This window comes from Halopseudomonas formosensis (assembly GCF_900115905.1).
GTDB classification, from domain to species: Bacteria; Pseudomonadota; Gammaproteobacteria; order Pseudomonadales; family Pseudomonadaceae; genus Halopseudomonas; species Halopseudomonas formosensis.
Map to the genome: position 1 here is coordinate 611016 of NZ_FOYD01000001.1, position 23686 is coordinate 634701.

Sequence of the window (23686 nt, forward strand, 5' to 3'; positions counted from 1 at the left end):
GGAGGAGCACACGATGGGTGTCACCCGCGAAAGAAGTGAAAAAGAACGCGAATTGCTGGCCAGCGCACGGCAGTTGATCCCGGCGCTGAAAGAGCGGGCCGAGCAGGCCGACCGGGATATGAAGGTGCCGGTGGAAACCGTGGCCGACATGCGCGAGGCGGGCCTGTTCCGCGCCATGCAGCCCAAGCGCTTCGGCGGTTTCGAGATGGACCCGCGGGGGTTCTTCGAGATCCAGCAGGCGCTGGCCGAAGGCTGCATGTCCACCGCCTGGATCTACGGCGTGATGGGCGTACACCCCTGGCAGCTGGCACGCTTCGACGTGCAGGCCCAGGAGGATGTGTGGGGCGACAACCCCGACACTCTGGTGGGCTCGACCTACATGCCGGTGGCCAAGGTAACGCCGGTCGAGGGTGGTTACCGCATCAGCGGGCGCTGGGGCTACTCCAGCGGCAGCGAACACTGCACCTGGACCCTGCTGGGCGGCATCATCCCGCCGGATGCCAATGGCGAGGGTGCCGAGCACGGTACCTTCCTGGTGCCGATCAGTGACTACCGCATCGAGCGCAACTGGGATGTCCTGGGCCTGCGTGGCACCGGCAGCCATGACATCGTGGTCGAGGACGCCTTCGTGCCGTACCACCGGGTCCAGCGCACCAACAACACCAGCATGGAGGCGACCCCGGGCCGGCTCGTCAATACCAACCCGCTGTATGCCATTCCCTTCGCCCAGATCTTCACCCGCGCGGTATCCAGCTCCTGCCTGGGCGCGCTGCAGGGCGCCATCAACGAGTTCCGCGCCAATGCCGCCAGGCATGTCGGCAAGCACGGCGCCAAGACCGCCGAAGACCCGCTGGCCCAGGAAGTGGTCGCCGACGCCACCCTGACCCTGGACCAGCTGCGGCTGGTGCTCGAGCGCAACATGGCGCATCTGATGGAGCTGGCCGAGCGCAACGAATTCCCCGACGTGGAGACCCGCCTGCTGTACCGCTACCAGTCGGCCTACGTGACCAATATCTGCGCCGACAAGGTCGACCAGCTGCTGCGCTGCATGGCTGCTTCGGGGCTGTACAACACCAACCCGGTGGCGCGCGTGTTCCGTGACCTGCACCAGGCACGGGGGCATATCTCCAATAACGTGGCGGCCTTCGCCCGGACCTACGGTGCGGTACAGCTGGGCCTGCCCAACCCCGATCCCTACGTCTGAGCAAGTGAGTGTCGATATGCACAACAACAATGATTACAGCGCAGAATACGACCTGATTGTGGTGGGTTCAGGGGCCGGCGGCATGACCGCAGCGGTCACCGCGGCGGACCAGGGGCTCAAGGTGCTGGTGGTGGAAAAGGCCGACCAGTACGGCGGCACCTCGGCGCTCTCGGGCGGCGGTATCTGGATCCCCAACAACCACTATTTCCGCGCCATGGGTGGCAACGACAGCGAAGAGCTGGCCTGGACCTACCTGAAGGCCGCCGTGGGTGACGAGGTGGATGAAAAGCGCCTGCGCACCTATCTGAAGAAAGCCCCGGAAATGATCGCCTGGCTGGAGAAGCACACCCGGGTGCGCTATGCCGTGGCGGAAAAATACCCCGATTACTACCCGCACCTGCCCGGCTCACTGCCGGGCGGTCGCAGCCTGGACCCGGAACTGTTCGACCTCAGCGCACTGGGTGACGAGCTGGCAACCATGCGTGAAGGCTCGCCGGGCAATATGCTGATGGGCCGGATTGCCTGGACCGCCCGGGACGCGCACCGCGCTATGTCCAAGTCCCGCGGCTGGCGCCTGATGGTGCTGTGGATGATGCTGCGCTACAAGCTCGACTTTGCCTGGCGCAAGAAAACCAACAGCAAGCGCGACCGCCGCGCCGCGCTGGGCAGCTCGCTGGTCGCCAGCCTGCGGGCCTCGATGATGGACCGCGGCATCGCCCTGTGGCTCAAGACGGACCTGCGCGAGCTGGTCCAGGAGGACGGCCGGGTGACCGGCGTGCTGGTCGAGCGTGATGGGCAGCTGCAGCGCCTCGGCGCGCGCAAGGGTGTGATTCTTGCGGCCGGCGGCTTCGAACAGAACCAGGCGCTGCGCGACAAGTACTTACCCCAGCCGAGCAAGGTGAGCTGGAGCGCCACGCCCGCCGGTGCGAATACCGGCGCCGCGCTGGAAGCCGCCCTGCAGCTGGGTGCGGCTACCGATCTGATGGATTGGGGCTGGTGGGCGCCGAGCCTGCTGGTCCCGGGCGAGGAGCGCGCCCGCGGTGTGTTCGCCGAGCGCGCCTTCCCTGGTGCCATCGTGGTCAACGGCCAGGGCAAGCGCTTCGTTAACGAGGCGGCGCCTTATCTCGAGTTCGTTACCGCCATGTACGATGACCACCAGCAGACCGGTGCCAGCATTCCGGGTTGGGTGATCTTCGACAGCAAGTTCCGCTTCAACTACGCCATGGGCCCGCTGATGCCGGCGCAGATCATGCCCGACAGCCGCCTGCGCAAGGCCTGGCTGAACAATGTCTATTACAAGGCCGATTCACTGGATGCGCTGGCTGGCCAGATCGGTGTTGATGCGGCCGGTCTCAAGGCTACTGTGGCGCGCGTCAACCGCTTTGCCCGCAGCGGGGTGGACGAGGATTTCGGTCGGGGCGGCAACGTGTTCGACCGCTACTACGGCGACAGCAACATCAAGCCCAATCCCTGCCTGGCACCGATGGAAAAGGGTCCGTACTACGCCATGCCCATGTACGCCGGCGATATCGGCACCAAGGGCGGCCTGCTGACCAACGAGCATGCCCAGGTGCTGCACGAATCAGGCGAGCCGATTGCCGGGCTGTACGCCATCGGCAATACCTCGTCCTCGGTGATGGGCACCACCTATCCCGGTGCCGGCGGTACCCTGGGGCCGGCGATGACCTTCGGCTACGTCGCCGCGCATCATGTTGCCCAGGCCCAGCAGGAGCGGCGGCATGCAACCACGACTGCTTGACAAGGTAGCGGTAGTCACCGGCGCCGCCAGCGGTATTGGCGCCGCTGTGGCCCGGCGCTTCGTGGCCGAGGGCGCGCAGGTGGTGCTGACCGACCTGAACCTGGAGCAGGGCGAGCGGCTGGCCGGCGAGCTGGGCGACCAGGCGCTGTTTCTGCGCCAGGACGTCAGCGATCCGGCGGATTGGCAGGCGCTGGCTGCGCTGGTGCGCGAGCGCTTCCCGCGGCTGGACGTGCTGGTCAACAACGCCGGCGTTCTGATCCCCGGCAGTATCGAGGAAGCCACGCTGGAACAGTGGCACCGGTTGCTGCGGATCAACTCCGACAGCGTATTTCTCGGGTGCCAGACTGCCGTGGCGCTGATGAAGGACGCCGGCGGCGGCTCCATCATCAATATGTCCTCGATTGCGGCGCTGGCTGCGCGCCACGACTACCTGGCCTACGGCGCCAGCAAGGGTGCGGTCGCTGCGCTGACCCGCAGCGTGGCAGTGCATTGCCGGCGGGCGAAGTACCGCATTCGCTGCAACTCTGTCCATCCCGACGGGGTCATGACCCCGATGACCCGCGGCGGCTATCCCCAGGGCATGGACCCCGCGCTGTTCACCATCGACCACGACCCGATGAACCGGGCCTGCCTGCCCGAGGATGTGGCCGGCGCGGTGCTCTACCTGGCTTCGGACGAATCGCGGGCGGTCAACGGCATCGAGCTGCGCGTGGACAGCGGACAATTTGTAATGAGTATCTGATTATGACAATGCCCGAATACATCACCCTGGAAGTGGCGGCAGTCATCGCCGAGACCCATGACAGCTGCTCCTTCGAAATGAAGGTGCCGCCGGAACTGGCCGAGCGCTTCCGCTATCGTCCTGGGCAGTTCCTGACCCTGCGCATTCCCCATGGCGAGGACTGGCTGCCGCGCTGCTACTCGCTGTCCAGCTCGCCCTTTGCTGCGGAGAACCTGCGGGTGACGGTCAAGCGGGTCGACGACGGGCGCGGCTCCAACTGGCTGTGCGATCAGGTCAAGCCCGGCGACCGGCTGCAGGTGCTGGCGCCTGCGGGGGTGTTCGTGCCCCGCAGCCTGGACGGCGACTTCCTGCTGTTCGCCGGCGGCAGCGGCATCACCCCGGTGATGTCGATCCTGCGCTCGGTGCTCAGTCAGGCCCAGGGCCGCATCCGGCTGGTCTATGCCAACCGCGACGAAAAATCGGTGATCTTCAGCGAGCTGCTGCAGGGGCTGGTACGCGAGTATCCCGAGCGGTTGCAGGTGGTGCACTGGCTGAACAGCGTGCAGGGCCTGCCGAGCGTGCCGCAGCTGGCCCAGCTGGCGGCCGGCTTCGAGCACGCCGAGGCCTTCATCTGCGGCCCCGGCCCCTTCATGGATGCCTGCGTCGAGGCTCTCGGCGTGGCCGGCCTGCCGAGCCGGGCAGTGCATGTGGAGCGCTTTGTCTCCCTGCCCAGCGAAAGCGAGCAGCCCAGCGTTTCCGTGGTGGAACACCTCGGCGCTGCGGCCACCCGGCTGGTGGTGGAGCTGGACGGCAGTACCCACGAGATCGACTGCGAGCAGGGTGAACTGCTGCTCGCTGCCATGCGCCGGGAAGGGTTGCAGCCGCCGCATTCCTGCCTGGTCGGTTCCTGCGCTTCCTGCATGTGCACCCTGGTCGACGGCACCGTGGACCTGCTGAACAACGACGCGCTGGACCAGCAGGAGCTGAACGAGGGCTGGACGCTGGCCTGCCAGGCGGTCGCCACCAGCGACCGGGTGCACCTGCGTTTCCCCGACTGAACAAGTGAGACAACGAGTCATGGCCAGTGTATTCCCGAGCTTTGAAGACCTGCCCGCGTCCATCCCGGCGCTGGTGCTGGAAGCGGCCGAACGCCATGGCCAGCGCCTGGCGCTGGAAGACGGTGAGCGGCGGATCAGCTACGCCGAGCTGCCCGAGCACATGCTGCGAGTGACCCGGGCGCTGCTGGCAGCCGGCATCACCCAGGGCGACCGGGTAGTGATCTGGGCGCCCAACAGCATTGACTGGGTGGTGCTGGCGGTCGGCCTGCAGGCCGCCGGGGCGGTGCTGGTGCCGCTCAATACCCGCATGAAAGGCGCCGAAGCGGCGGACATAGTGGCCCGCAGCGGTGCCCGGCTGGCCTTCGTGCAGGGGCAGTTCCTCGGTACCGATTACCCGGCGATGCTCAACCAGCACCGCCCGGCGACCCTCGAGCGTCTGGTGGTACTGGATGCCGAGCCGCAGCGGGCGGGCGACCAGAGTCTGGCGGACTTTCTTGCCGCCGCTGAGGAGGTGCCGCTGAAGCAGGCGCTGGCCAGTGCCCGGTCGATTGCCCCCACGGACCTGTCGGACCTGCTGTTCACCTCGGGTACCACCGGCAAGTCCAAGGGCGTCATGTGTGCCCATGGGCCGTCCCTGCGCGCCTTCAATGAATATGTACGGATCATCGGGCTGGTGCCCGGGGATCGCTACCTGATCGTCAATCCGTTCTTCCATTCCTTCGGCTACAAGGCAGGCTGGCTGACCTGCCTGCTGGGCGGGGCGACCATACTGCCGCAGCCGGTATTCGACGCCGACGAGGTGTTCCGGCGGGTGGCCGAGGAGCGCATCACCGTGCTGCCCGGGCCGCCGACCCTGTACCTGTCGATGCTCGATCACCCCGAGCTGGGGCGCAAGGACCTGTCCAGCCTGCGGGTGGCGGTGACCGGCGCCTCGACCATCCCGCCGGTGCTCATCCAGCGCATCCGCAAGGAGCTGGGCTGCGCGGTGGTCACTACCGCCTATGGCCTGACCGAATGCGGTGGGCTGGCCACCATCTGCGACCCGGACGATTCGGCCGAGATCATTGCCGGCACCAGCGGCCGGCCGATTCCCGGTACCGAGTTGGCGATCCTCGACCCGCAGGGCCAGCCGGTACCCGCGGGGCACAACGGCGAGATCTGCCTGCGTGGCTTCCACCTGATGCAGGGCTATTTCGGCGACCCCGAGGCCACCCGCAGCACCTTTGATGAGCAGGGCTGGCTGCACACCGGCGACATCGGCAGCCTGGACGAGCAGGGCAACCTGCGCATCACCGGCCGGCTCAAGGACATGTTCATCGTCGGCGGCTTCAACTGCTACCCGGCGGAGATCGAGGCGGCCCTGAGCGAGCATCCGGCCATCGCCCAGGTGGCGGTGCTGGGCGTGCCGGATGAGCGTATGGGCGAGGTTGGCTGCGCCTGCGTGGTGCTGCGCCAGGGCGAGACCCTGGACGCGCCGGCGCTGATCGCCTGGAGCCGGGAGCGGATGGCCAACTACAAGGTGCCGCGGCGGGTGGAGTTCTTTGACCAGTTGCCCACCAACGCTTCGAACAAGGTGGACAAGTTGCTGCTGGCCCGCCAGCTGCAGGAGGAAGAAAGCGCTTCATACTCTGTATGAGGTATGAGGTATGCGGTTCGCTGTTGGCATTCTGATACTTCAGGTTCGCAACCACTGTGCGAACAACAACATCAGGAGCAGACAGTGAATAACAAGAAAACCCCTCTCGCGCGCCTTGCAGTGCGAAGTTCGCCCCTGGCCACGGCCGTCGCGCTTGCCTTGAGCAGTCCGACGGCCGCCGCCTTGCCCTCGCTGGATTTCAGTAACGGACTGAGCATCGACTCGCAGATTACCGCCAACTACACCTATTCCTTCCGGACCCGCAGCCCTGACAGCCGCTACCTGGAAGCACTGAACAACGATGACGGCACCCGCAACTTCGACCGTTATGCACCGGTGAACAACCGCGTCAGCCTGTTCGGCGAAATCGTTGCCACCAAGGACAACTACGGTGCGGTGCTGCGCGCCAGTCATTTCTACGATGACGTATACAAGGGCACCAACGACAACGACTCGGCCGCCACGGTGAACCGCCTGGTCGGCCAGCCCGGTGACGAGCAGCACTTCATCGGCAAGACCCGCAACGACAGCGGCAGCCGCTTCCAGTTGCTGGACGCCTACGTCTATGGCAACTGGCCGATCGGTGAAGAGCAGTATCTGTCACTGAATGCGGGTCGCCATCTGGTGGCCTGGGGTGAGAGCCTGTTCTGGCCGAACATCAGTCAGGGCCAGGCGCCGGTGGACGCCACCAAGTTCAACGTGCCCGGTACCGAAGCCAAGGACGCCTACCTGCCGGTCAATCAGGTTTCATTCACCTATGCGCTGAATGACCAGTGGGCGCTCACCGGTTTCTATCAGCTGGAGTGGGAAAAGACCAGGCTGAACCCGGTGGGCGACTTCTTCAATGGCAGCGACTTCTTCGGTCCCGGCTCACAGTTTTTCCGGTATCCCGGGGTGACAGGGGTGATAAGCGAGCTGTCCGACCCTCGAATACTCGCCACGGTGGGTGAGCGGGATCCGCGGGACTCTGGGCAGTGGGGCCTCGGGGTGCGCTGGAACCTGGATTTCAACACCGAGCTGGGGCTCTACCACTACCGCTACCATGACCGGGTTGCTGCCATGTTCATGGATTTCGTCGGGGATAGCCGCTACTCGTCACTGGATAGCGTCAACGCCATGGCTGGCGCGGGCATCAAGTTCGGCTACTTCGAAGACATCAAACTCACCGGCCTGAGCCTGAGCTCCAAGGTTGGCGAGGTGCAGGTTGGGTCGGATATCAGCCTGCGTCAGGATGCACCTGTGTATCTGGCCTCCGGCACACCGACTACCGGTGATCTGCTGATGACCAGTGCCAACTTCATGTACATCCTCGGGCCCAGTGCAATTGCCCAGCAGACCACGTTGATGGGTGAGGTGGTCAATCAGCGCATCATGGGTGTGGACACCTTGACGGTGACCAATGCGCTGGGCTCCACGACCGAAGATGACTACACCTACGCCACTCAAACCCGTTCCAGCACGCTGCTGGGTCTGGGTGCCTATCTGGACTACCCCAGCATTTTCAGCGGTTGGGACCTGACCCTCTCCAGCGTCTGGCAGCAGAACATCGATGGCAGCGCCTATCAGGGCCTGGGCCGGGGCGAGAAGACCCTGACGCTGGGCGCGGACTTCAGCTACATGGGCAACTTCGAGGTCGGCACCACCTGGGTCAACTACCTGTCCTCGCCGGACGTCGAGCACGGCCGCCTGATGGCCGACCGCGACTACCTGTCATTCAACGTCAAGTACACATTCTGAGGGAGCTAACTGCATGCGCATGATCAAACCTCTGGGCGCGGCCGTGGTTGCCGCCAACATGCTGCTCGGTGCGGGGCTGGCGCAGGCTGCGGCCACGCCCGAAGAAATCGCCCGCCTGGGCAAGGACCTTACCTGCGTGGGCGCCGAAAAGGCCGGCAACGCCGACGGCAGCATCACCGAGTGGACCGGCAAATGGCTGGGCGTGCCGGATCACATGGAAGCGCCGATTCCCGGCCAGCATCCGGTAGACCCCTATCCCGATGACAAGCCGCTGTTCACCATTACCGCAGCGAACATGGCCGAGCATGCCGAGCGCCTGTCGGCCGGCCAGAAGGCGCTGTTCGAGGCCTATCCCGATACGTTCGCCATTCCGGTATACCCAACCCGCCGGGACTTCCGCTTCCCGGACAGCGTCTGCGAGGCGACCCTGCAGAACGCCAAGTCGGCCAAGCTGGTCAGCGACGGCGAGGGGGTCGAGGCGACAACCGGCGGCATCCTGTTCCCCTTCCCGAAAACCGGGCTGGAGCTGATGTGGACCTCGTCTTTCTTCACCTACCGCCCCTGGACCGAGGAACTGGTATCGGATAACGCCTATGTGCTGAGCAACGGCCGCATCACCTGGGGCCAGGTGGCATCAAAGAACCTGGCGCCGCCACTGGAGCCGGGCAAGATCGGCACCACCACCGGGGCCTCGTCCTATTACCGCAACGAGACGCTGCTGCCCCAGCGCGACCGGGGTGAAATCAACACCGGCATCGAGTTCTTCGACCATACCAAGGAGCCGCGCCAGAGCTGGCGCTACGACCCGGGTACCCGCCGCGTGCGCCAGTCGCCGGAATACGGTTTTGACATGCAGTTCCCCGGCTCCGGCGGCACCATCACCGTGGACGAGGTGCGGATCTTCAACGGCTCGGGCCAGCGCTACAACTGGAAGATCGTCGGCAAGCAGGAGATGTACGTACCGGCCAACGCCTATCGCATCCACTCGCCGGAGGTCAAATATGAAGACCTGCTGACACCCGGCCATGTCAACCCCGAGTACATGCGCTACGAGCTGAGGCGGGTATGGGTGCTGGAAGCCAACATCAAGGACAACTACCGGCACCTGTACACCAAGCGGCACATGTACGTGGACGAGGATAGCTGGCTGATGGTCATGGGGGACAACTACGACGCCCGTGGCGGCCTGTGGCGCACCTCGATGGTCAACTACTACTACGCGCCGGAAGCCCAGACCTGGCAGGCGGGTGCGGGTCTGTACCACGATCTGCAGGCGCGCAGCCACCTGGCGTTCAACCTGGTCAACGAGCAGCCCAGGGGCTATCTCCTCAACCAGGGCGGGCTGTCGTCCCGTGATTTCGGTCCTGAGGCTGCCCGCCGCGCCGGTCGCTGAACAAGGCTCGTCTGAGCGTCAGCAGTATTGCGGGGCTCGCTCGCACACAGATGGATATCGGTTTCGCTGGTATCTGTCAGTGTGAGGGCGGTGCCCCGCTGTCTTTTATCATCTCTGTTTTCCGTTCCTGCCCAACTGGCTGGGCCGATGCCATTTGGCACTGGCTGCGTCGCTGGTCTTCCACGTATGTTCAATGTCATGGTGATTGCCGTATTGTTGGACGGTCACCATGCTACTCCCGACAATAAGAAAACCGGAGGCTGGTGCGTGATAGCCGCCAGTAATACTGTATTGGAGAACAAGCAAGCGGGCCGAGAAGGCTGGGGCAGCGGTGATATCGGTATTCATCACAGCGGCTGGACCCTGACCGGCAGGCAGGTCAAGTGTTGGCCCTCACTGGAGGAGTCACTGGACACCGACCACGTGGTGATTGGCGCGGGGCTGGCCGGCAGCAGTCTTGCACTGCATCTGGCCAGGCAGGGGGTTGCAGTGGTGGTGCTTGAGGCGCGGCAGCCCGGCTGGGGTGCATCTGGCCGTAACGCGGGTCATGTCTTGCCGACGTTGCGCAATCTTCAGGTGTTCGAGCGCTTTCCGGACCGGGGGAGGCGTTTTCTGTCACTGTTCGATGAGTGGCACACTTTGCCGTTTCAGCTGGCACGTGAATACGCAATCGACTGCGATGCCGTGCAGTCCGGCTATCTGAATGCGATGCAGACGCCCACCCAGCTACAGCGTTTCAACGCCAGCATGCGCCACTGGCAGGGCCGCCAGCAGATATACGAGCTGGGTGCGGAGGAGATGCGGAGTATGACCGGCTCGGCGCGCTATCCTCATGGCGTGCTGTATGCCTCCGGTGGGCGTATCAACCCCTGGTTGTTCAGCAATGGCCTGACCAATGCCGCAGTCGGCCATGGTGCCAGGGTATACGGCGATACTGAGGCGCTTGCTATTCAACCGGTCGGGCAGCGCTGGAAGGTGATCACCGCCAGGGGGGAGGTGACAGCTGCAAGGGTCATATTCTGTACCAATGCCTATCCCACCAACATAGTGCCGGCCTTCACCAACTGCTATTACCCGTTGACTGCCTATGCGCTGGCTACGGCGCCGTTACCCGAGCCGCTGCGCGAGATCATCATGCCCGGACGCCAGACGTTGGCCCAGGTGCCAATGGACCTGCACCCGCTGGTTATCGATGAGCAGCACCGGTTGGTTACCGCTTCGATACCCAGTGCCCGGCGCCCGCACGATGCGGCCTGGCATTTCCGGCAGCACCTACGATGGATTCATCGCACCTGGCCCGAGGCCAGCGCCTTTCCGCTGGAGCTGCAGGCTTACTGGACCGGGCGAGTAGCGATGCGTGATCAACAGTTCCCAGGGATATATGAAGTGCAGCCGGGGGTATATGGGCTGATGCACTTCAATGCCTGGGGTAACGTCATGGCACCGCTGCTCGGCAAGCTGCTGGGTGAGGCGCTGGCCGCCGATGATCTGGCCAGCCTGCCGTTTCCGGTGCAGCGTCCGCAAGCGGTCAGCTTTGCCGGCAAGCACGAGCTGCTGGTGCGCAAGCTGCTTATCCCGGCAGCGCGACTGGCGCAGCGGCTGGGGGTGATCTGATGCCGGATCAACGCCAGGCCTGGTGTGTGGTTGCCGGTATGGCGATGACACTGGGTATATTGCTTGGCTCGACTCTGAGTTCCTTCGGTGTATTCACTATGCCATTGATGCAGGCTTTTGCCGCAAGTAATGAGCAAGTGGCGAATATTCCATCGTTCTTCATGCTCAGTATGACCCTGGCGATGCCCGTGGGCGGCTGGTTGCTGGATCGGCTCGGACCGCGTCTGGTCATGGCCACTGGCGCCACCCTGGCGAGCGCCGGGTATTTTCTCGCTGCGCTCAGTCAGGATATCGGCAGTCTGGCAATGTGGGTAGCGATCAGCGGGGTTGGTATCGGCATATCCACCTACGTCCCGGCTATTGCCGTGGTGCTGCGTTGGGTCGCGTTGCCGCGTCAGGGGCTGGCGGTGGGGCTGGTATTGTCCGGTGGGTCACTGGGGGCGATCTGCTTCCCGCCTTTTCTGACATGGGTAATGGAGCAGCATCAGTGGCATGGCGCAATGAAACTGATCAGCGCGATGATGCTGTTGATCGTGGTTCCGGTGCTGTTGTGGCTGGCGCGCTTGCCCCAACAGACGGCTATTGGCGAACAGGGCATGCGTGCTGTTGAGTTGGCCGGGGCGCCGCTTGCTGCCGCCCTCCGGCTACCAGGCTTCTGGTTCTGGGTGGGTATGCAGATACTTCTGACCTTCAGTGTGCTGGGGATCTTCATCAACGTCGTGCCTTACCTGATTCACACCGGCTATACCCCAGCGCAGGCGGCAGGGGTGTTTTCGGTAACCAGCATCTGTGCGCTGATTGGTCATTTTGTCTTCGGCTTTCTCAGTACCCGCTGGGATGCAAGGGGGATCCTGTTGGTAGTCAATATTGCCGGCGTCATCGGTATTCTGGCATTGTTGTCGGTGTCCGCTGGCTGGGTAGGGTATGTCGCCATCACGGTTTTCGCCCTGGGCTGGGGAGCTACCTTCAACCTGGTCAACCAGTTCTCGCCGATGCTGATGGCCAGGATGGTCGGAGAGCGGCACTTCGGCGCTCTGCTGGGTATCGGCAGTCTGATCGCCGGGGTAGGCTCAGCGTTCAGCCCCTGGCTGGTTGGCTATCTGCTGGATGTTACTCAATCCTATGCGCCTGCCTTGTTGCTATGTGCTGCCTGCACCGTGCTGGCATTGCCGCTGATTGGCTTGTTGCCTGGACGTACCGACACGGTCAAGGTGACAGATATGCACTGTGGGCGAGGGGAGAGGGGATGAGCGGGACAGCCGTGGGTGGATCAGAGCGATTGCTGGATCTAACTGCACTGATATACGAGGGTATCAACGAATCGCCACCCTGGCAGTCACTGGTGGACAGGGTGCGTCAGTTGCTGGGGGCCAAGGCGGTGTTCATCACCCTGCACCATTCGCCGAAACTGATGGGTGATGTGCATGTCAGTGCGGTGGCGCCGGATGACACGATTGACTGGCTGGAAGTTGAGCGGGTCTGTCGTACCTATCTGGATGGTGAGCAGACGCTGTACCCCGAGCAACAGATCAAGGGTGCCTGGCTGGCCTCCGAACCTGCCTTTCTCGGCGATGAAGGCTTGGCCTATATTCGCAGCCTTGGTATTCAGGGTGCGTTCCGGGCGGGCTTTTCCGATCCTGACGGGGTCATGTCCTGTTGGCTGGATGTAGTCAAGGGGGCGGATAACAGCAGCGTCCTGTTCGAACAGCAAACTGCGGAGCTGTTCGAACAACTGTTGCCACACCTGGCGAGGGCGCTTGGCCTGTATGTGCGGTTGCAGCAGTGTATGCTTGAGCGCAGCATCTTCGAGAGCAGTCTCAACCACATGCACCTCGGCTGTGTGCTGCTGGACGATGAGGCGCGGGTGATCAGCCTGAACCGGGCAGCGGCGGAGATCATCAATGGCTATGACGCGGTACGCATCACTGATCGCCTGCTGTTCAGGGAGGCCGCCGCCCAGTCCGAGCTGATGCGGGCGGTGGAGCGGGCATTGCTGGCGCGCACCCGGGCGCCTAACGTCGGCTCGGGCAAAAGCCTATTGAACCTCAACTCGCCAGGGCAGGGCTTTCTCGGTGTACTGGTAGCACCCACGGTGTTGGAGCCGACCTTCCAGGGCAAGCGGGTGCCCAGTATCATAGTCTATATCGCCGAGTTCGGCGGCCTGTGGGTCGGGGAAATGAGCGATGCGGACAAAGCCTGTGCGGCCATTTCGCAGCTGTTCGGCCTGACACCCCAGGAAGGGCGGCTGGCCATGCAGTTGGCCGCTGGTTGTTCGCTGGCCGACGCGGCGGATAAGCTGCAGGTGGCCGTGTCGGCTGCGCGTAACTACTCGAAAAACATCTATGCCAAGCTGGGTATAAGAGGACAGAGCGACCTTGTCAGGCTGGTATTCAGAAGTTTTCCGTTACTGCAGTAGTTTTCTTTGAAATACCCCATTTATTAACTCCTTCCGCTGTTTGTGCGGCTCTGTTGTTATTGCCTCTTTTCACTGCTTTTTATCTGCAACCTTATTGGTTACCGCAGTACCGCCTGGTACTGGTGGGCGGTCTGGACGCTTGGTTATCGTGTTCTCGACTTTACTCCCTTGCCTGGGTTGTAGCTGTCTGCTGCTTCAGTGCTGTTTACCCGGTAGAGAGCGGTTGCGGGATGCAACTATCTGCCGGGTACTCGGCGACAAGTTAAAACAATAATGGGAAAAATCATGAAAATTCTATTGCTGGGTTGCGGGAATGTCGGCGCGAATGTCGCCAGGCAATTAGTGGCGGGCAATCCCGATGTGGAATATGTCATTGCCGATATCAACGCCGATACCGCCACGGCACTGGCGACTGAAGTCGGCTCGGCGGCGCGGGCCATGCGCGTCGATATCAACCAGCCGCAGCAGCTGGATGCCGCCCTCGATGGCGTGCAACTGGTGTTCAATGCGGTTGGGCCCTTCTACCGCAGCGCGCTGCCGGTGGTCGAGGCCGCGCTGCGTAACCGGGTCGACTATATCGACATCAACGATGACCACGATGTGGCCGAGGCACTGTTGCTCAAGGGCGACTACCACGCACGGGCACTGGCCGCCGGTATCCGCATCATCATCGGCTGCGGCTCCACCCCCGGATTGACCAACGTGGTGGCCCGGTTGCTGGCCGACCGGCTGGACCAGGCCCATGCCATTCACCTCTCCACCGTCGTGCCGTTCTCGCCGCAATCGCTGTCACCTGCAGTGGTCGACCATATGTTGCATATCACCAGTGGCGGCGTCACCCAGTTCGAGCAGGGCCAGTATTGCCTCAAGCCGGGCTGGAGCGGACGCCGGGATGTGGAGTACAAGGCGCCATTCGGGGAAATGGGCGCATACCTGATCGGGCATGGTGAAACCATCACCCTGCCGCATTACATCAAGGGGGTGCAGGAGGTCAGTAACCGCATCGGCTTCTTCCCCGACCGCGGTAACCAGATCTGGCGCTCCTTTATCGATCTGGGCTTTGCTGCCACCGACAAGATCGAGGGCCTGGGTATTTCTCCCAGGCAGTTCATGGCGCAGTACTTCTCCAGCTCGGTAGCGGCTGAGGCTCTGACGGTGGACCTGTCCACAGCGCCGCGCAGTGTAGCGTTTCGCATCGAAGTGCTAGGCCAGCGCGACGATGCTGAGATCACCAGCGTCATGGAATACCACATAAAGCTGCCGACCAGTGCGGAGGAAGCAGGGTCTGCCGACCCGACGCCGACCTGCGCACGGCTGGTTCTGGAGGCTTATATCCGCGGAGAGATAACCGGTCAGGGGCTGCTCAGCCCAGAGATCTGCCTGGATGCCGAAGCTTATGTTGCGGCCTTTGCCGAGGCGACCGGAGCTAACTTTATTCTGGATGAAAGAGTCGTGAAGGGAGGGTTGTATACAAGCTGATGGGTAACGGCGCAGGGAGAGTCAACAGTTAGCTGTTCGAAGGTTGAGAACTGCCCTGTGCAACTAACAACAATAATACGCAATTGACTCATATAGTGGGGACGGTATGGGATACAAGAATAATAATTACCGAAAAGTGCTGAAAATGGTGCCCGGCGCATTGGCCCTGGCGGTAGCGGGTGCCATGTCCAGCCCGGCACACGCCGGTGAAACCATCAGCTTCAATGATGGCTCCACCCTGGATTGGTCGGTGGTCACCACCTACGGGTTGGGTATACGGATGCGCGGGCAGGATGCCAAGCTGCTCAGTGATGCCAACGCCGATGACGGCAACCGCAACTTCAAGCGCCACAGTCTGACCAGTCACCGGCTCACGGCGCTGGGCGAATTGGTTTGGCAAAAGGACAACTATGGTGCAGTGCTGCGTGGCAGTACTTTTTATGATGATGTCTATCATCGCAAGAATGATAACAATTCCCTTGGAACGGTCAGCAAGGAAGGAGCCCACGACCGGTTCACCAGCGATGCCAGGAAGTATGCTGGGGGGAGGAGCCGCTTCCTGGATGCCTATGTGTTCGGCGACTTTGACCTGGCCAACGAGCAGCGTCTCAATCTCAAGGCCGGACGCCATGTGGTGGCCTGGGGGGAGGGGGTATTCTACCCTGGGGTGAACGGCGTGCAGGGCTCGGTCAACGTGGTCAATGCGGACCTGCCGGGCATCGAGGTCAAGGATATCCTGTTGCCAGTGGGGCAGGTGTCGGCTAACTGGGAGGTCAGCCCGTCACTGGGCTTGTCGGCCTACACACAATATGAGTGGAAGGGCAACGAACTGAATCCGGTCGGTGCTTATATGTCCAGCTCCGATGTCACCGGCCCTGGTCGGGAAATGCTGCGCATTCCCACCGCTCCCGGCTGGCCGGATCACAAGGTGTTGTATGCCGGAACCAACGAGCCACGTTCCAGCGGTCAGTATGGTATACGCGCCATGTACCGGCCGGTACCCGCCACCGAGCTGGGTTTTTTCCATGTGCGCTATCACGACCGCAACCCGGCGACTTTCTCCTTCGATGATACCTTCGAGCACTTCCAGATCGAGATCTTCGAGGATATCAAGCTGACCGGTATGAGCATGTCCACCAGCGTTGGCGATACTCAGGTCAGCGGTGAATGGTCCTATCGCACCGGTGTGCCGATCCAGCTGGAAAGCGGCGATGTAACCCGTGGCTCGGGTCAGCAGATACAGGCCAGTTTCATGCATGCACTGGGGGACATGCCCTGGGCCAACTCCACTATATTACTCGGTGAGCTGGTGCATGTTCGGGCCAACAGTGTGGACCGGATGAACGGCAGCAAGGACTTCACCTTCAAGGGCGAGGACGGCTGGCAGACCCGCTCCAGCACGGCCTATACGCTGGTAGGGGTGCTGTCCTACCCGGGAGTGTTTTCCGGTTGGGATATGGATGTACCGGTCAACTGGTCCCATGTGGTGGCCGGCAATACGCCCATCCAGGGTGCGCTATCCGGTGGCAAGGGCGACAAGCGCCTGTCGGTGGGTGCCAGCTTCACCTACCTGGGCAAGCTACAGCTGGAAACCACCTATACCGCGTTCCTGTCCTCGGCGGACCCGGCCAGAGGAAGGGATATGTCCGACCGTGATTTCCTTACGTTTTCAGCCAAGTATCCGTTCTGATTGGCAGCGGACAGTGTCATAGAGAGAGAACAATAATGAGAAAACACAATATAGCATTAGCGCTGGCTGTTGCCCTCGGCTTGACGGCCACCCATGCTGCCCAGGCAGCCGTGACGGCGGAGCAGGCCGAACGCCTGGGACGGGACCTGACCTGTGTCGGTGCCGAGCGCGCCGGTAATGCCGATGGGACCATTCCCGAGTACAAGGGGTTGTATGTCGGTGAGGTACCGGGCTGGAATGCCGAACCACACAGTGGTGCCCATCCGATCGATCCCTACGCCGCTGACCAGCCGAGGTTGATCATCACTGCGCAGAACGTCGAGCAGTACGCCCAGCATCTGACCGAGGGTCAGCTTGCGATGTTCAAACGCTACCCCGATAGCTATCGTATGCAAGTGTATGAAGGCCGGCGCGAATTTGCCTATCCCGAGGAGGTCTGCGAGCGGGTCAAGTGGAATGCGCTGAATGCCGAGCTTGTCGATGATGGTCTGGGCTACAGTGGCCTGGGCTTCATTCCCTTCCCGATCCCGCAGAATGCCATGGAAGTGTTGTGGAACCATCAGCTGCCTTTCCGTGAGTGGACCCAGGACGAGATCCGTGATATCGCCGCGGTCACCGCCAGTGGTTCGATTGGCTGGGGCAGGGCACGGGGGCGCTGCTTGTCGCCGTCCAACGACCTGAGTCCAGGCGTGCGCTCCAGTACCAGCGATCCGGTATCGGCCTACTGCATTACCGAGACTCTGTTACCGCAGACCGAGCGTGGCAATATCTCCCTGGCTCATGAACCCTACAACTACCGCCAGGGTGCGCGTACCGCCTGGTCGTACAATACCGGGACGCGCCGGGTGCGGCTGGCTCCGGGCTATGGCTACGACCAGCCCCTGGGTGGCAGCAACGGGCTGATGACCATTGATGAGGATCGTCTGTTCAATGGCGCGCCTGATCGCTACGACTGGAAGCTGGTCGGCAAGCAGGAAATCTATATTCCGGCCAACGGCTATAAGCTGCAGGGCAAGGAGGTGCGCTATGACCAGTTGCTGCAGCCCAATCATCCCGATCCACAGTTCCTGCGTTACGAGCTGCGCCGGGTCTGGGTGCTGGAAGCCACGGTCAAGGCCGGTGCACGGCATTTGTATGGCAAGCGCCGGCTGTATCTGGATGAGGATACCTGGCATGCGGTGATGGCGGATAACTATGACAGCCGGGGGGTGCTGTGGAAGCATGCCATCCTCAACTATTACTACCACCCGGATATCAGCGCCTGGATGTCCGGCACCTCGTTCTTCCATGATCTCAACAGCGGCGGCTATATCGGCTATGCGCTGACCAACGAGCGCGAGCGTGCCGGTATCCTGAACAAGGGCGATATGCCAGCCAGCATGTTCACCCCGGACCGGCTGCGCGCCATGGGTCGCTGAGAAAAACCCGAAGGAAGTGGTCGGCCGCGGGTTGGCGAGCATCTGCTCGCCAACCCTTCTGCGGTCCCTGGCCGGTGCGGATCAGTGACCCTGGAACTGCGGCCGACGCTTTTCGATAAACGCCTGCATACCTTCCTTCTGGTCGCGGGAGGCGAACAGCAGGGCATTGGCCTTGCGCTCCAGCGCCAGTGCTGCCTCCAGCGAGGCGTCCATGCCGGCGAGGATCACTTCCTTGATCTGCTCGGCGGCCAGTGGCGGCATCTCGGCGATCAGCCGGGCCTGTTCCAGGGCGATGTCCTGTACCTGGTCGTCATCCACCAGCTCGCTGACCAGCCCGGCGATATAAGCCTGCTCGGCGCTGATCGGCTTGCCGGTAAGGGCCATCTGCATGGCCTTGGCCTTACCGACGGCGCGCACCAGGCGCTGGGTGCCGCCGATGCCGGGCATGATGCCGATGCGGATTTCCGGTTGGGAAAAGCGTGCGCTGCGCCCGGCGATGATGATATCGGCGTGCATCGCCAGTTCGCAGCCACCACCGTAGGCATAGCCGCAGACCGCGGCGATCACCGGCTTGGGACAGTGCTGGATCGGTGCCCAGGTGCGCTCGGTATGGCGCTGGTAGATATCGATGGCGCCGACCCCGGCCATGCTGGAGATGTCGCCCCCGGCGGCGAATACCTTGTCACCGCCGGTGAGGATGATGCAGCGGACCTGCGGGTCGGCCGCCAGCTGGCTGAAGTGTTCGGCCAACAGGGCCTGCAGTTCGAGACTGAGGGCATTGGTCACGGTCGGCCGGTTGAGGGTGAGCCGGGCCACGCCCGGGGCGGGCAGGTCGAGCAGGACGCAGGGGGAGTCGGACATGGTGGGCCTTTGCTTGCTGGGAATGGACTGGCTCCGATTGTTGGATCGGCACTGGTGCGCTTCATCGTCCGTTCAGACGAAGTGGCCGGGGCGCCTGTGCCAATAGAGTGAGGCCATGACTTCAAATGAGGGGTGGTGTATGCAGTCTCCCAACCAACTGGACTACAACGGCAAGGTGGTGCTGGTTACCGGCGGCACCAAGGGTATCGGCGCCGGCATTGCCAGTGCCTACCTGGCGGCTGGCGCCGAGGTCTTTGTCTGTGGTCGCCAGCAGCCCGAGCAGTTGCCCGAGGCGAACGGGCGCCAGGCGCAGTTCCTCGCCGCCGACGTGCGCGATGTGGAGGCCATGGCGGCTGTATTTGAACATATCCGCGAGCAGGCCGGGCGCCTCGATGTGCTGGTCAACAACGCCGGCGGCAGCCCCTATGCCGAGGCGGCGACCGCCTCCCCGCGCTTCAGCGAGAGCATCCTGCGGCTGAACCTGCTGGCGCCGCTGAACATGGCCCAGCAGGCCTATCAGGTGATGCAGCACCAGCCTGAAGGCGGCGTGATCATCTTTATCGGTTCGGTCAGCGCCTCGCGGCCCTCGCCGGGCACGGCAGTCTATGGCGCGGCCAAGGCGGGCATCGTGGCGCTGGCCAGTTCGCTGGCGGTGGAGTGGGGGCCGAAGGTCAGGGTGCTGACCATCAGCCCCGGCCTGATCCGCACCGAGCAATCCCATCTGCATTACGGCGACGACGACGGTATCGCTGCGGTAGGCGCGGGCATCCCCGCCGGCCGCATGGGCGAGCCGGAGGATATTGCCAATGCCTGTCTGTATGCCGCTTCGCCCATGGCGGCCTATTTCAGCGGTACCAACCTGCTGTTGCACGGCGGTGGCGAGCGGCCGGCCTTTCTGGCCGCTTCCAACGCCGGCAAGGCGTGACCCAACCCGACGACGCCGGCAACGGCAACGTCCACGAGAACGATCAGGAGACGAACTTGGCTGAACAGGAATTGCTGGACAAGATACAAGCCATGGTCGGGCGCGAGTACGGTCGCGTCTACGCCTGGGATCCGGTGAATGCACCCATGATCCGGCAGTGGTGCGAGATCATGGGCATCACCAACCCGCTGTACACCGACCGGGAATTCGCCCGCGCCCAGGGGTATGCAGACGTCGTCGCGCCCCCCGGCATGCTACAGGTATGGGGCATGGGCGGGCTGGACCAGGAAAACTTCCCCGAGGGCTCGAGCAAGGAAAACAACTTCGAGGTCCTCAAGGTCATCGAGCCCTATGGCTATCCGGCGGTGGTGGCGGTGAACTCCGACCTGCACTTCGACCGGCCGGTGGTGGCCGGCGAGCGTCTGTACTTCTCCAGCAAGCTGGACAGCGTCAGCGAGGAGAAGAGCACGCCGCTGGGTACCGGGTTCTTCGTGACCGTACTGATGACCTACTTCTCCCAGGGGGAAAACGGCGCCGGTGACGAAGAGGTCGGCCGCCAGCTGTTCCGCGTGTTCAAGTTCAAGCCGGCGCAGCGCCCCGAGGCGCCCAAGGCCGAAGCCAAACCGAAGGAAGCGCCCAAGGCCAAGCGCCCACTGCCGGGCAAGAGCGATGACACCCGCTTCTTCTGGGACGGTTGTGAGCAGGGCAAGCTGCTGATCCAGCGCTGCACCGACTGCCAGACGCTGCGCCACCCGCCGGCGCCGGTGTGCGTCAAGTGCCACAGCTTCGAGTGGGACACGGTCGAGGCCAGCGGCAAGGCCAGCCTGTATTCCTTCGTGGTCATGCATTACCCGGAAGTGCCGCCGTTTGATTACCCCAACCCGATCGGCCTGGTCGAACTGGAGGAGGGCGTGCGGCTGATCGCCGGGCTGGTGGGCGTGGAGCCGGACCAGCTGGAGATCGGTCAACAGCTGCAGGTGGAATTCCACCGTTTCGATGACCGGCAGACCCTGCCGCAATTCCGCCCGGTGGGCTGAGGAGGCGCGCCATGGACTTTTCACTGAGCGAGGACCAGCGCGCGATCGCCGAGATGGCCGACAGCGTGTTCCGCGATTACTGCACCGACGAGCGCATGCGCGAGTTCGACCTGGACGGCCAGCCGTTCATGCTGCCGCTGTGGCAGACCTGCATCGAGACCGGCCTTTCGGCGCTGGCGATCCCGGAAGCCTTTGGCGGCAGCGGCATGGGCATCACCGACCTGCACTGCGTGCTGAAGGCGCAGGGCGCCGGCTTGGGCCAGGTGCCGCTGTGGCAACACCAGCTGGCCGCCGCCTGCCTGGCCGAGCATGGCACCGACAGTCATCGTGAGCTGGTGCAACAGGCCGCCGCCGGCGAGCTGCTGCTGAGCCTGTCGTTGCAGGGGCTGGCTGCCAGTCGGGGGGTTGGCCTGCAGCTGGTGGAGCAGGGCGGTCGCCTGCAGTTGCAGGGCCAGGCCAACGCGGTGGATGTCGCCGGCCAGGCCGATCGCCTGCTGCTGGTGGCAGACAGCAGCGACGGCCCGCGCCTGGTGCTGCTCGACCCGCGCAGTGAAGGCGCGCAGCGGGTGGAGGGCGTTGCCAACCACGGGCTGGCGGTGGCCGATGTGCAGTGCAGCAATGTGTTGCTGGAGGCTGATCAGATACTGCCCGCCGCCGCGTTGCCCTGGCTGGAGCAACGCGCCATTGCCGCGCTGGCCTCGGTGCAGCTGGGCGTCAGCGAGGAACAGCTGCGGCGCACCGTGGAATATATCAACCAGCGTGAACAGTTCGGTCGGGCAATCGGCACCTTCCAGGCTGTCCAGATGAGCATGGCCGACTGCCATATCGCCCTGGAGGGTCTGCGCACCTCGCTGTACCAGCTGTGCTACCGCCTGGATGCCGGCCTGCCGAGTGATTCCGAAGCGCTGGCCACACGCTTTCTGGGGACCGAAGCGGCCCATCTCATCGGCCACAAGACCCAGCACGTGCATGGCGGTATCGGCGTCGACCTGACCTATCCGATCCACCGTTTCCTCTACTGGAGCCGTTACCTGAGCCTGACCATGGGCGGCTCCGCTGCCACCCTCGCGCGGCTCGGTGACTGGCTGGCCAACAATGACAAGCTTGGATGGAAGTATGACCTCGATGAAAACACTGACCTTTGCTGAAACCAGCCTCGGCGAGCAACTGCCCGAGCTGTCGATTCCGATCACCGTGACCCTGATCAACGGCGGCGCCATTGCCACCCGCGACTACTTCCCCGGCCACCATGATGTTGAGGCCGCCCGCGAGCTGGGCTCGCCGCACATCTTCATGAACATCCTCACCACCACCGCGCTGGTGCAGCGGTTCATCGAACAGTGGGCGGGTCCGCTGGCCAGCTTCAAGGACATCCGTATCAAGCTCGGCGTGCCGAACTACCCCGGCGACACCATGACCTTCAGCGGTGAGATAACCGAGCGGGATGAAGCCAGCCGGTCGCTGGTCGTTACCCTCAAGGGCAAGAATTCCATGGGCAACCACGCGGCCGGTACGGTCAGCCTGGTCCTGCCCGCATAACGGAGACGCACAGATGAATGATGCATTGCTTTCCGGCAAGGCGGCGATTGCCGGCCTGGGCGCCACCGAGTTTTCCAAGAACTCCGGGCGCACCGAACTGCGCCTGGCGATGGAGGCGACCCTGGCGGCCCTGGCTGACGCCGGTATCGACCCCAAGGACGTTGACGGTTTCAGTTCCTACTCGGTGGACAAGGTGCCCGAGTACGAGATCGCCCGGCTGCTCGGCTGCGAGCAGGTCAAGTTCTTTTCCCAGGTGCCCCATGGCGGCGGCGCCGCCTGCGGCCCGGTGATGCACGCGGCCATGGCCGTGGCCACCGGCGTGGCCAAGACCGTGGTGGTGTACCGGGCGATGAACGAGCGCTCCTGGTACCGCTTCGGCACCGGCAGCTACGGCTTTGGCGATACCCCGCTGTTCGACAACGTCAACTACGGCTGGTACATGCCCCACGGCTTCCATACCCCGGCCTCCTGGGTCGGCATGTTCGCCCGCCGCTACATGCATACCTATGGCGCGACCACCGAAGATTTCGGCCGTATTGCCGTGGCCGTGCGCGACTTTGCCGCGACCAACCCGGCGGCCTTCTTCCATGGCAAGCCGATCACCCTGGAAGACCACCAGAACTCGCGCTGGATCTGCGATCCGCTGCGTCTGCTGGACTGCTGCCAGGAATCCGATGGCGCGGTGGCCATGGTCATCACCTCGGTGGAGCGGGCCCGTGACCTCCAGCAGAAGCCGGTGATCATCAAGGGCGCCGCCCAGGGCATTGCCGACGGTCAGCAGAGCATGACCTCCTTCTACCGCGACGACATCACCGGCCTGCCGGAGATGGGTGTGGTGGCGCGGGAGATCTACCGCCAGTCCGGGCTGGGTCCGGATGCCATCCAGACTGCGGTCATCTATGACCACTTCACGCCCTTCGTCATGCCGCAGCTGGAAGAGTTCGGCTTCTGCGATCGGGGCGAGGCCAAGGAGTTCATCCGCGCCGGGCATCATGCGCGGGGTGGTCGTTTGCCGATCAACACCCACGGTGGCCAGCTGGGCGAGGCCTATATCCATGGCATGAACGGTATCGCCGAAGGGGTGCGCCAGGTGCGCGGCAGCTCGGTGAACCAGGTGGACAATGTGGAAAACGTACTGGTCACCGCCGGCACCGGCGTGCCCACCAGCGGCCTTATTCTGGGCGTGGCCTGAGGAGCGT

At 63.3% G+C, this 23686-nt stretch carries 19 protein-coding genes; 18 read left to right on the forward strand and 1 reads right to left on the reverse strand.

Going from position 1 to position 23686, the window contains the following annotated elements; genetic code table 11:
- Positions 1 to 13 precede the first annotated feature (13 nt).
- The 13 genes from BM046_RS02805 (at position 14) to BM046_RS02865 (ending at position 18125) form a co-directional block, all read left to right on the forward strand.
- Positions 14 to 1204 carry an acyl-CoA dehydrogenase family protein gene (locus BM046_RS02805; protein WP_090536726.1) on the forward strand — a complete coding sequence of 397 codons (1191 nt, stop codon included), beginning with the start codon at positions 14 to 16 and terminating at the stop codon, positions 1202 to 1204.
- Between the two features lie 16 nt (positions 1205 to 1220).
- Positions 1221 to 2963 carry an FAD-dependent oxidoreductase gene (locus BM046_RS02810; RefSeq protein ID WP_090536728.1) on the forward strand — a complete coding sequence of 581 codons (1743 nt, stop codon included), beginning with the start codon at positions 1221 to 1223 and terminating at the stop codon, positions 2961 to 2963.
- The gene (locus BM046_RS02815; RefSeq protein WP_090536730.1) at positions 2944 to 3705 is read left to right on the forward strand and encodes a glucose 1-dehydrogenase; all 762 of its coding nucleotides are present in this window, start codon (positions 2944 to 2946) and stop codon (positions 3703 to 3705) included. The genes BM046_RS02810 and BM046_RS02815 overlap by 20 nt, the downstream gene beginning before the upstream one ends.
- Positions 3706 to 3707: 2 nt before the next feature.
- Positions 3708 to 4742 (forward strand): ferredoxin--NADP reductase, encoded by a 1035-nt coding sequence (locus tag BM046_RS02820; RefSeq protein ID WP_090536731.1) that lies wholly within the window; start codon positions 3708 to 3710, stop codon positions 4740 to 4742.
- 19 nt (positions 4743 to 4761) lie between these two features.
- Positions 4762 to 6378: a FadD3 family acyl-CoA ligase gene (locus BM046_RS02825; RefSeq protein WP_090536733.1), complete on the forward strand. Its 1617-nt coding sequence runs from the start codon at positions 4762 to 4764 to the stop codon at positions 6376 to 6378.
- A gap of 84 nt (positions 6379 to 6462) precedes the next feature.
- The gene (locus BM046_RS02830) at positions 6463 to 8115 is read left to right on the forward strand and encodes a DUF1302 domain-containing protein (protein ID WP_235818549.1); all 1653 of its coding nucleotides are present in this window, start codon (positions 6463 to 6465) and stop codon (positions 8113 to 8115) included.
- Positions 8116 to 8128: 13 nt separating this feature from the next.
- Positions 8129 to 9508 (forward strand): DUF1329 domain-containing protein, encoded by a 1380-nt coding sequence (locus BM046_RS02835; RefSeq protein ID WP_090536737.1) that lies wholly within the window; start codon positions 8129 to 8131, stop codon positions 9506 to 9508.
- A gap of 267 nt (positions 9509 to 9775) precedes the next feature.
- Entirely contained in the window at positions 9776 to 11122 is a 1347-nt protein-coding gene (locus tag BM046_RS02840; protein WP_177197767.1) for an NAD(P)/FAD-dependent oxidoreductase, read from the forward strand.
- Complete coding sequence (locus tag BM046_RS02845) at positions 11122 to 12372, forward strand: MFS transporter (protein WP_090536741.1); 1251 nt, start codon at positions 11122 to 11124, stop codon at positions 12370 to 12372. Before BM046_RS02840 ends, BM046_RS02845 begins: the two co-directional genes overlap by 1 nt.
- Positions 12369 to 13538, forward strand: a complete 1170-nt coding sequence (locus BM046_RS02850; protein ID WP_143084137.1) for a helix-turn-helix transcriptional regulator — start codon at positions 12369 to 12371, stop codon at positions 13536 to 13538. Before BM046_RS02845 ends, BM046_RS02850 begins: the two co-directional genes overlap by 4 nt.
- 285 nt (positions 13539 to 13823) lie before the next feature.
- The gene (locus tag BM046_RS02855; protein WP_177197768.1) at positions 13824 to 15017 is read left to right on the forward strand and encodes a saccharopine dehydrogenase family protein; all 1194 of its coding nucleotides are present in this window, start codon (positions 13824 to 13826) and stop codon (positions 15015 to 15017) included.
- Positions 15018 to 15123: 106 nt separating this feature from the next.
- Entirely contained in the window at positions 15124 to 16707 is a 1584-nt protein-coding gene (locus tag BM046_RS02860) for a DUF1302 domain-containing protein (protein ID WP_090536745.1), read from the forward strand.
- 35 nt (positions 16708 to 16742) lie between these two features.
- Complete coding sequence (locus BM046_RS02865; protein WP_090536747.1) at positions 16743 to 18125, forward strand: DUF1329 domain-containing protein; 1383 nt, start codon at positions 16743 to 16745, stop codon at positions 18123 to 18125.
- 81 nt (positions 18126 to 18206) lie between these two features.
- Here BM046_RS02865 and BM046_RS02870 read toward each other — a convergent pair whose 3' ends face one another.
- Positions 18207 to 18986, reverse strand: coding sequence for an enoyl-CoA hydratase (locus BM046_RS02870; RefSeq protein ID WP_090536749.1), 780 nt, complete (start codon positions 18984 to 18986; stop codon positions 18207 to 18209).
- 139 nt (positions 18987 to 19125) lie between these two features.
- Between BM046_RS02870 and BM046_RS02875 the strand changes: the two genes are divergently transcribed.
- Genes BM046_RS02875 through BM046_RS02895 form a run of 5 tightly spaced genes read left to right on the forward strand, consistent with a single transcriptional unit; the run spans position 19126 to position 23679 of the window.
- Positions 19126 to 19911, forward strand: coding sequence for an SDR family oxidoreductase (locus tag BM046_RS02875; RefSeq protein WP_090536751.1), 786 nt, complete (start codon positions 19126 to 19128; stop codon positions 19909 to 19911).
- 56 nt (positions 19912 to 19967) lie between these two features.
- Positions 19968 to 20948, forward strand: a complete 981-nt coding sequence (locus BM046_RS02880) for a bifunctional MaoC family dehydratase N-terminal/OB-fold nucleic acid binding domain-containing protein (protein WP_177197769.1) — start codon at positions 19968 to 19970, stop codon at positions 20946 to 20948.
- An 11-nt stretch (positions 20949 to 20959) separates the two neighbouring features.
- Entirely contained in the window at positions 20960 to 22096 is a 1137-nt protein-coding gene (locus BM046_RS02885; RefSeq protein ID WP_090536753.1) for an acyl-CoA dehydrogenase family protein, read from the forward strand.
- Positions 22065 to 22487 carry a MaoC family dehydratase gene (locus BM046_RS02890; protein WP_090536754.1) on the forward strand — a complete coding sequence of 141 codons (423 nt, stop codon included), beginning with the start codon at positions 22065 to 22067 and terminating at the stop codon, positions 22485 to 22487. Before BM046_RS02885 ends, BM046_RS02890 begins: the two co-directional genes overlap by 32 nt.
- A gap of 13 nt (positions 22488 to 22500) precedes the next feature.
- On the forward strand, positions 22501 to 23679 hold the full coding sequence (locus tag BM046_RS02895) for a lipid-transfer protein (RefSeq protein ID WP_090536756.1): 1179 nt from the start codon (positions 22501 to 22503) through the stop codon (positions 23677 to 23679).
- Positions 23680 to 23686 lie beyond the last annotated feature (7 nt).

What these genes read in the sequence shown, in the direction of transcription:
- BM046_RS02835 (WP_090536737.1), top strand. Translation starts at nt 8,129, where the DNA reads ATGCGCATGATCAAACCTCTGGGCGCGGCCGTGGTTGCCGCCAACATG.
- BM046_RS02875 (WP_090536751.1), top strand. Translation starts at nt 19,126, where the DNA reads ATGCAGTCTCCCAACCAACTGGACTACAACGGCAAGGTGGTGCTGGTT.
- BM046_RS02890 (WP_090536754.1), top strand. Translation starts at nt 22,065, where the DNA reads ATGACCTCGATGAAAACACTGACCTTTGCTGAAACCAGCCTCGGCGAG.
- BM046_RS02810 (WP_090536728.1), top strand. Translation starts at nt 1,221, where the DNA reads ATGCACAACAACAATGATTACAGCGCAGAATACGACCTGATTGTGGTG.
- BM046_RS02850 (WP_143084137.1), top strand. Translation starts at nt 12,369, where the DNA reads ATGAGCGGGACAGCCGTGGGTGGATCAGAGCGATTGCTGGATCTAACT.
- BM046_RS02895 (WP_090536756.1), top strand. Translation starts at nt 22,501, where the DNA reads ATGAATGATGCATTGCTTTCCGGCAAGGCGGCGATTGCCGGCCTGGGC.
- BM046_RS02860 (WP_090536745.1), top strand. Translation starts at nt 15,124, where the DNA reads ATGGGATACAAGAATAATAATTACCGAAAAGTGCTGAAAATGGTGCCC.
- BM046_RS02870 (WP_090536749.1), bottom strand. Translation starts at nt 18,986, where the DNA reads ATGTCCGACTCCCCCTGCGTCCTGCTCGACCTGCCCGCCCCGGGCGTG.
- BM046_RS02845 (WP_090536741.1), top strand. Translation starts at nt 11,122, where the DNA reads ATGCCGGATCAACGCCAGGCCTGGTGTGTGGTTGCCGGTATGGCGATG.
- BM046_RS02885 (WP_090536753.1), top strand. Translation starts at nt 20,960, where the DNA reads ATGGACTTTTCACTGAGCGAGGACCAGCGCGCGATCGCCGAGATGGCC.
- BM046_RS02820 (WP_090536731.1), top strand. Translation starts at nt 3,708, where the DNA reads ATGACAATGCCCGAATACATCACCCTGGAAGTGGCGGCAGTCATCGCC.
- BM046_RS02815 (WP_090536730.1), top strand. Translation starts at nt 2,944, where the DNA reads ATGCAACCACGACTGCTTGACAAGGTAGCGGTAGTCACCGGCGCCGCC.
- BM046_RS02855 (WP_177197768.1), top strand. Translation starts at nt 13,824, where the DNA reads ATGAAAATTCTATTGCTGGGTTGCGGGAATGTCGGCGCGAATGTCGCC.
- BM046_RS02865 (WP_090536747.1), top strand. Translation starts at nt 16,743, where the DNA reads ATGAGAAAACACAATATAGCATTAGCGCTGGCTGTTGCCCTCGGCTTG.
- BM046_RS02825 (WP_090536733.1), top strand. Translation starts at nt 4,762, where the DNA reads ATGGCCAGTGTATTCCCGAGCTTTGAAGACCTGCCCGCGTCCATCCCG.
- BM046_RS02805 (WP_090536726.1), top strand. Translation starts at nt 14, where the DNA reads ATGGGTGTCACCCGCGAAAGAAGTGAAAAAGAACGCGAATTGCTGGCC.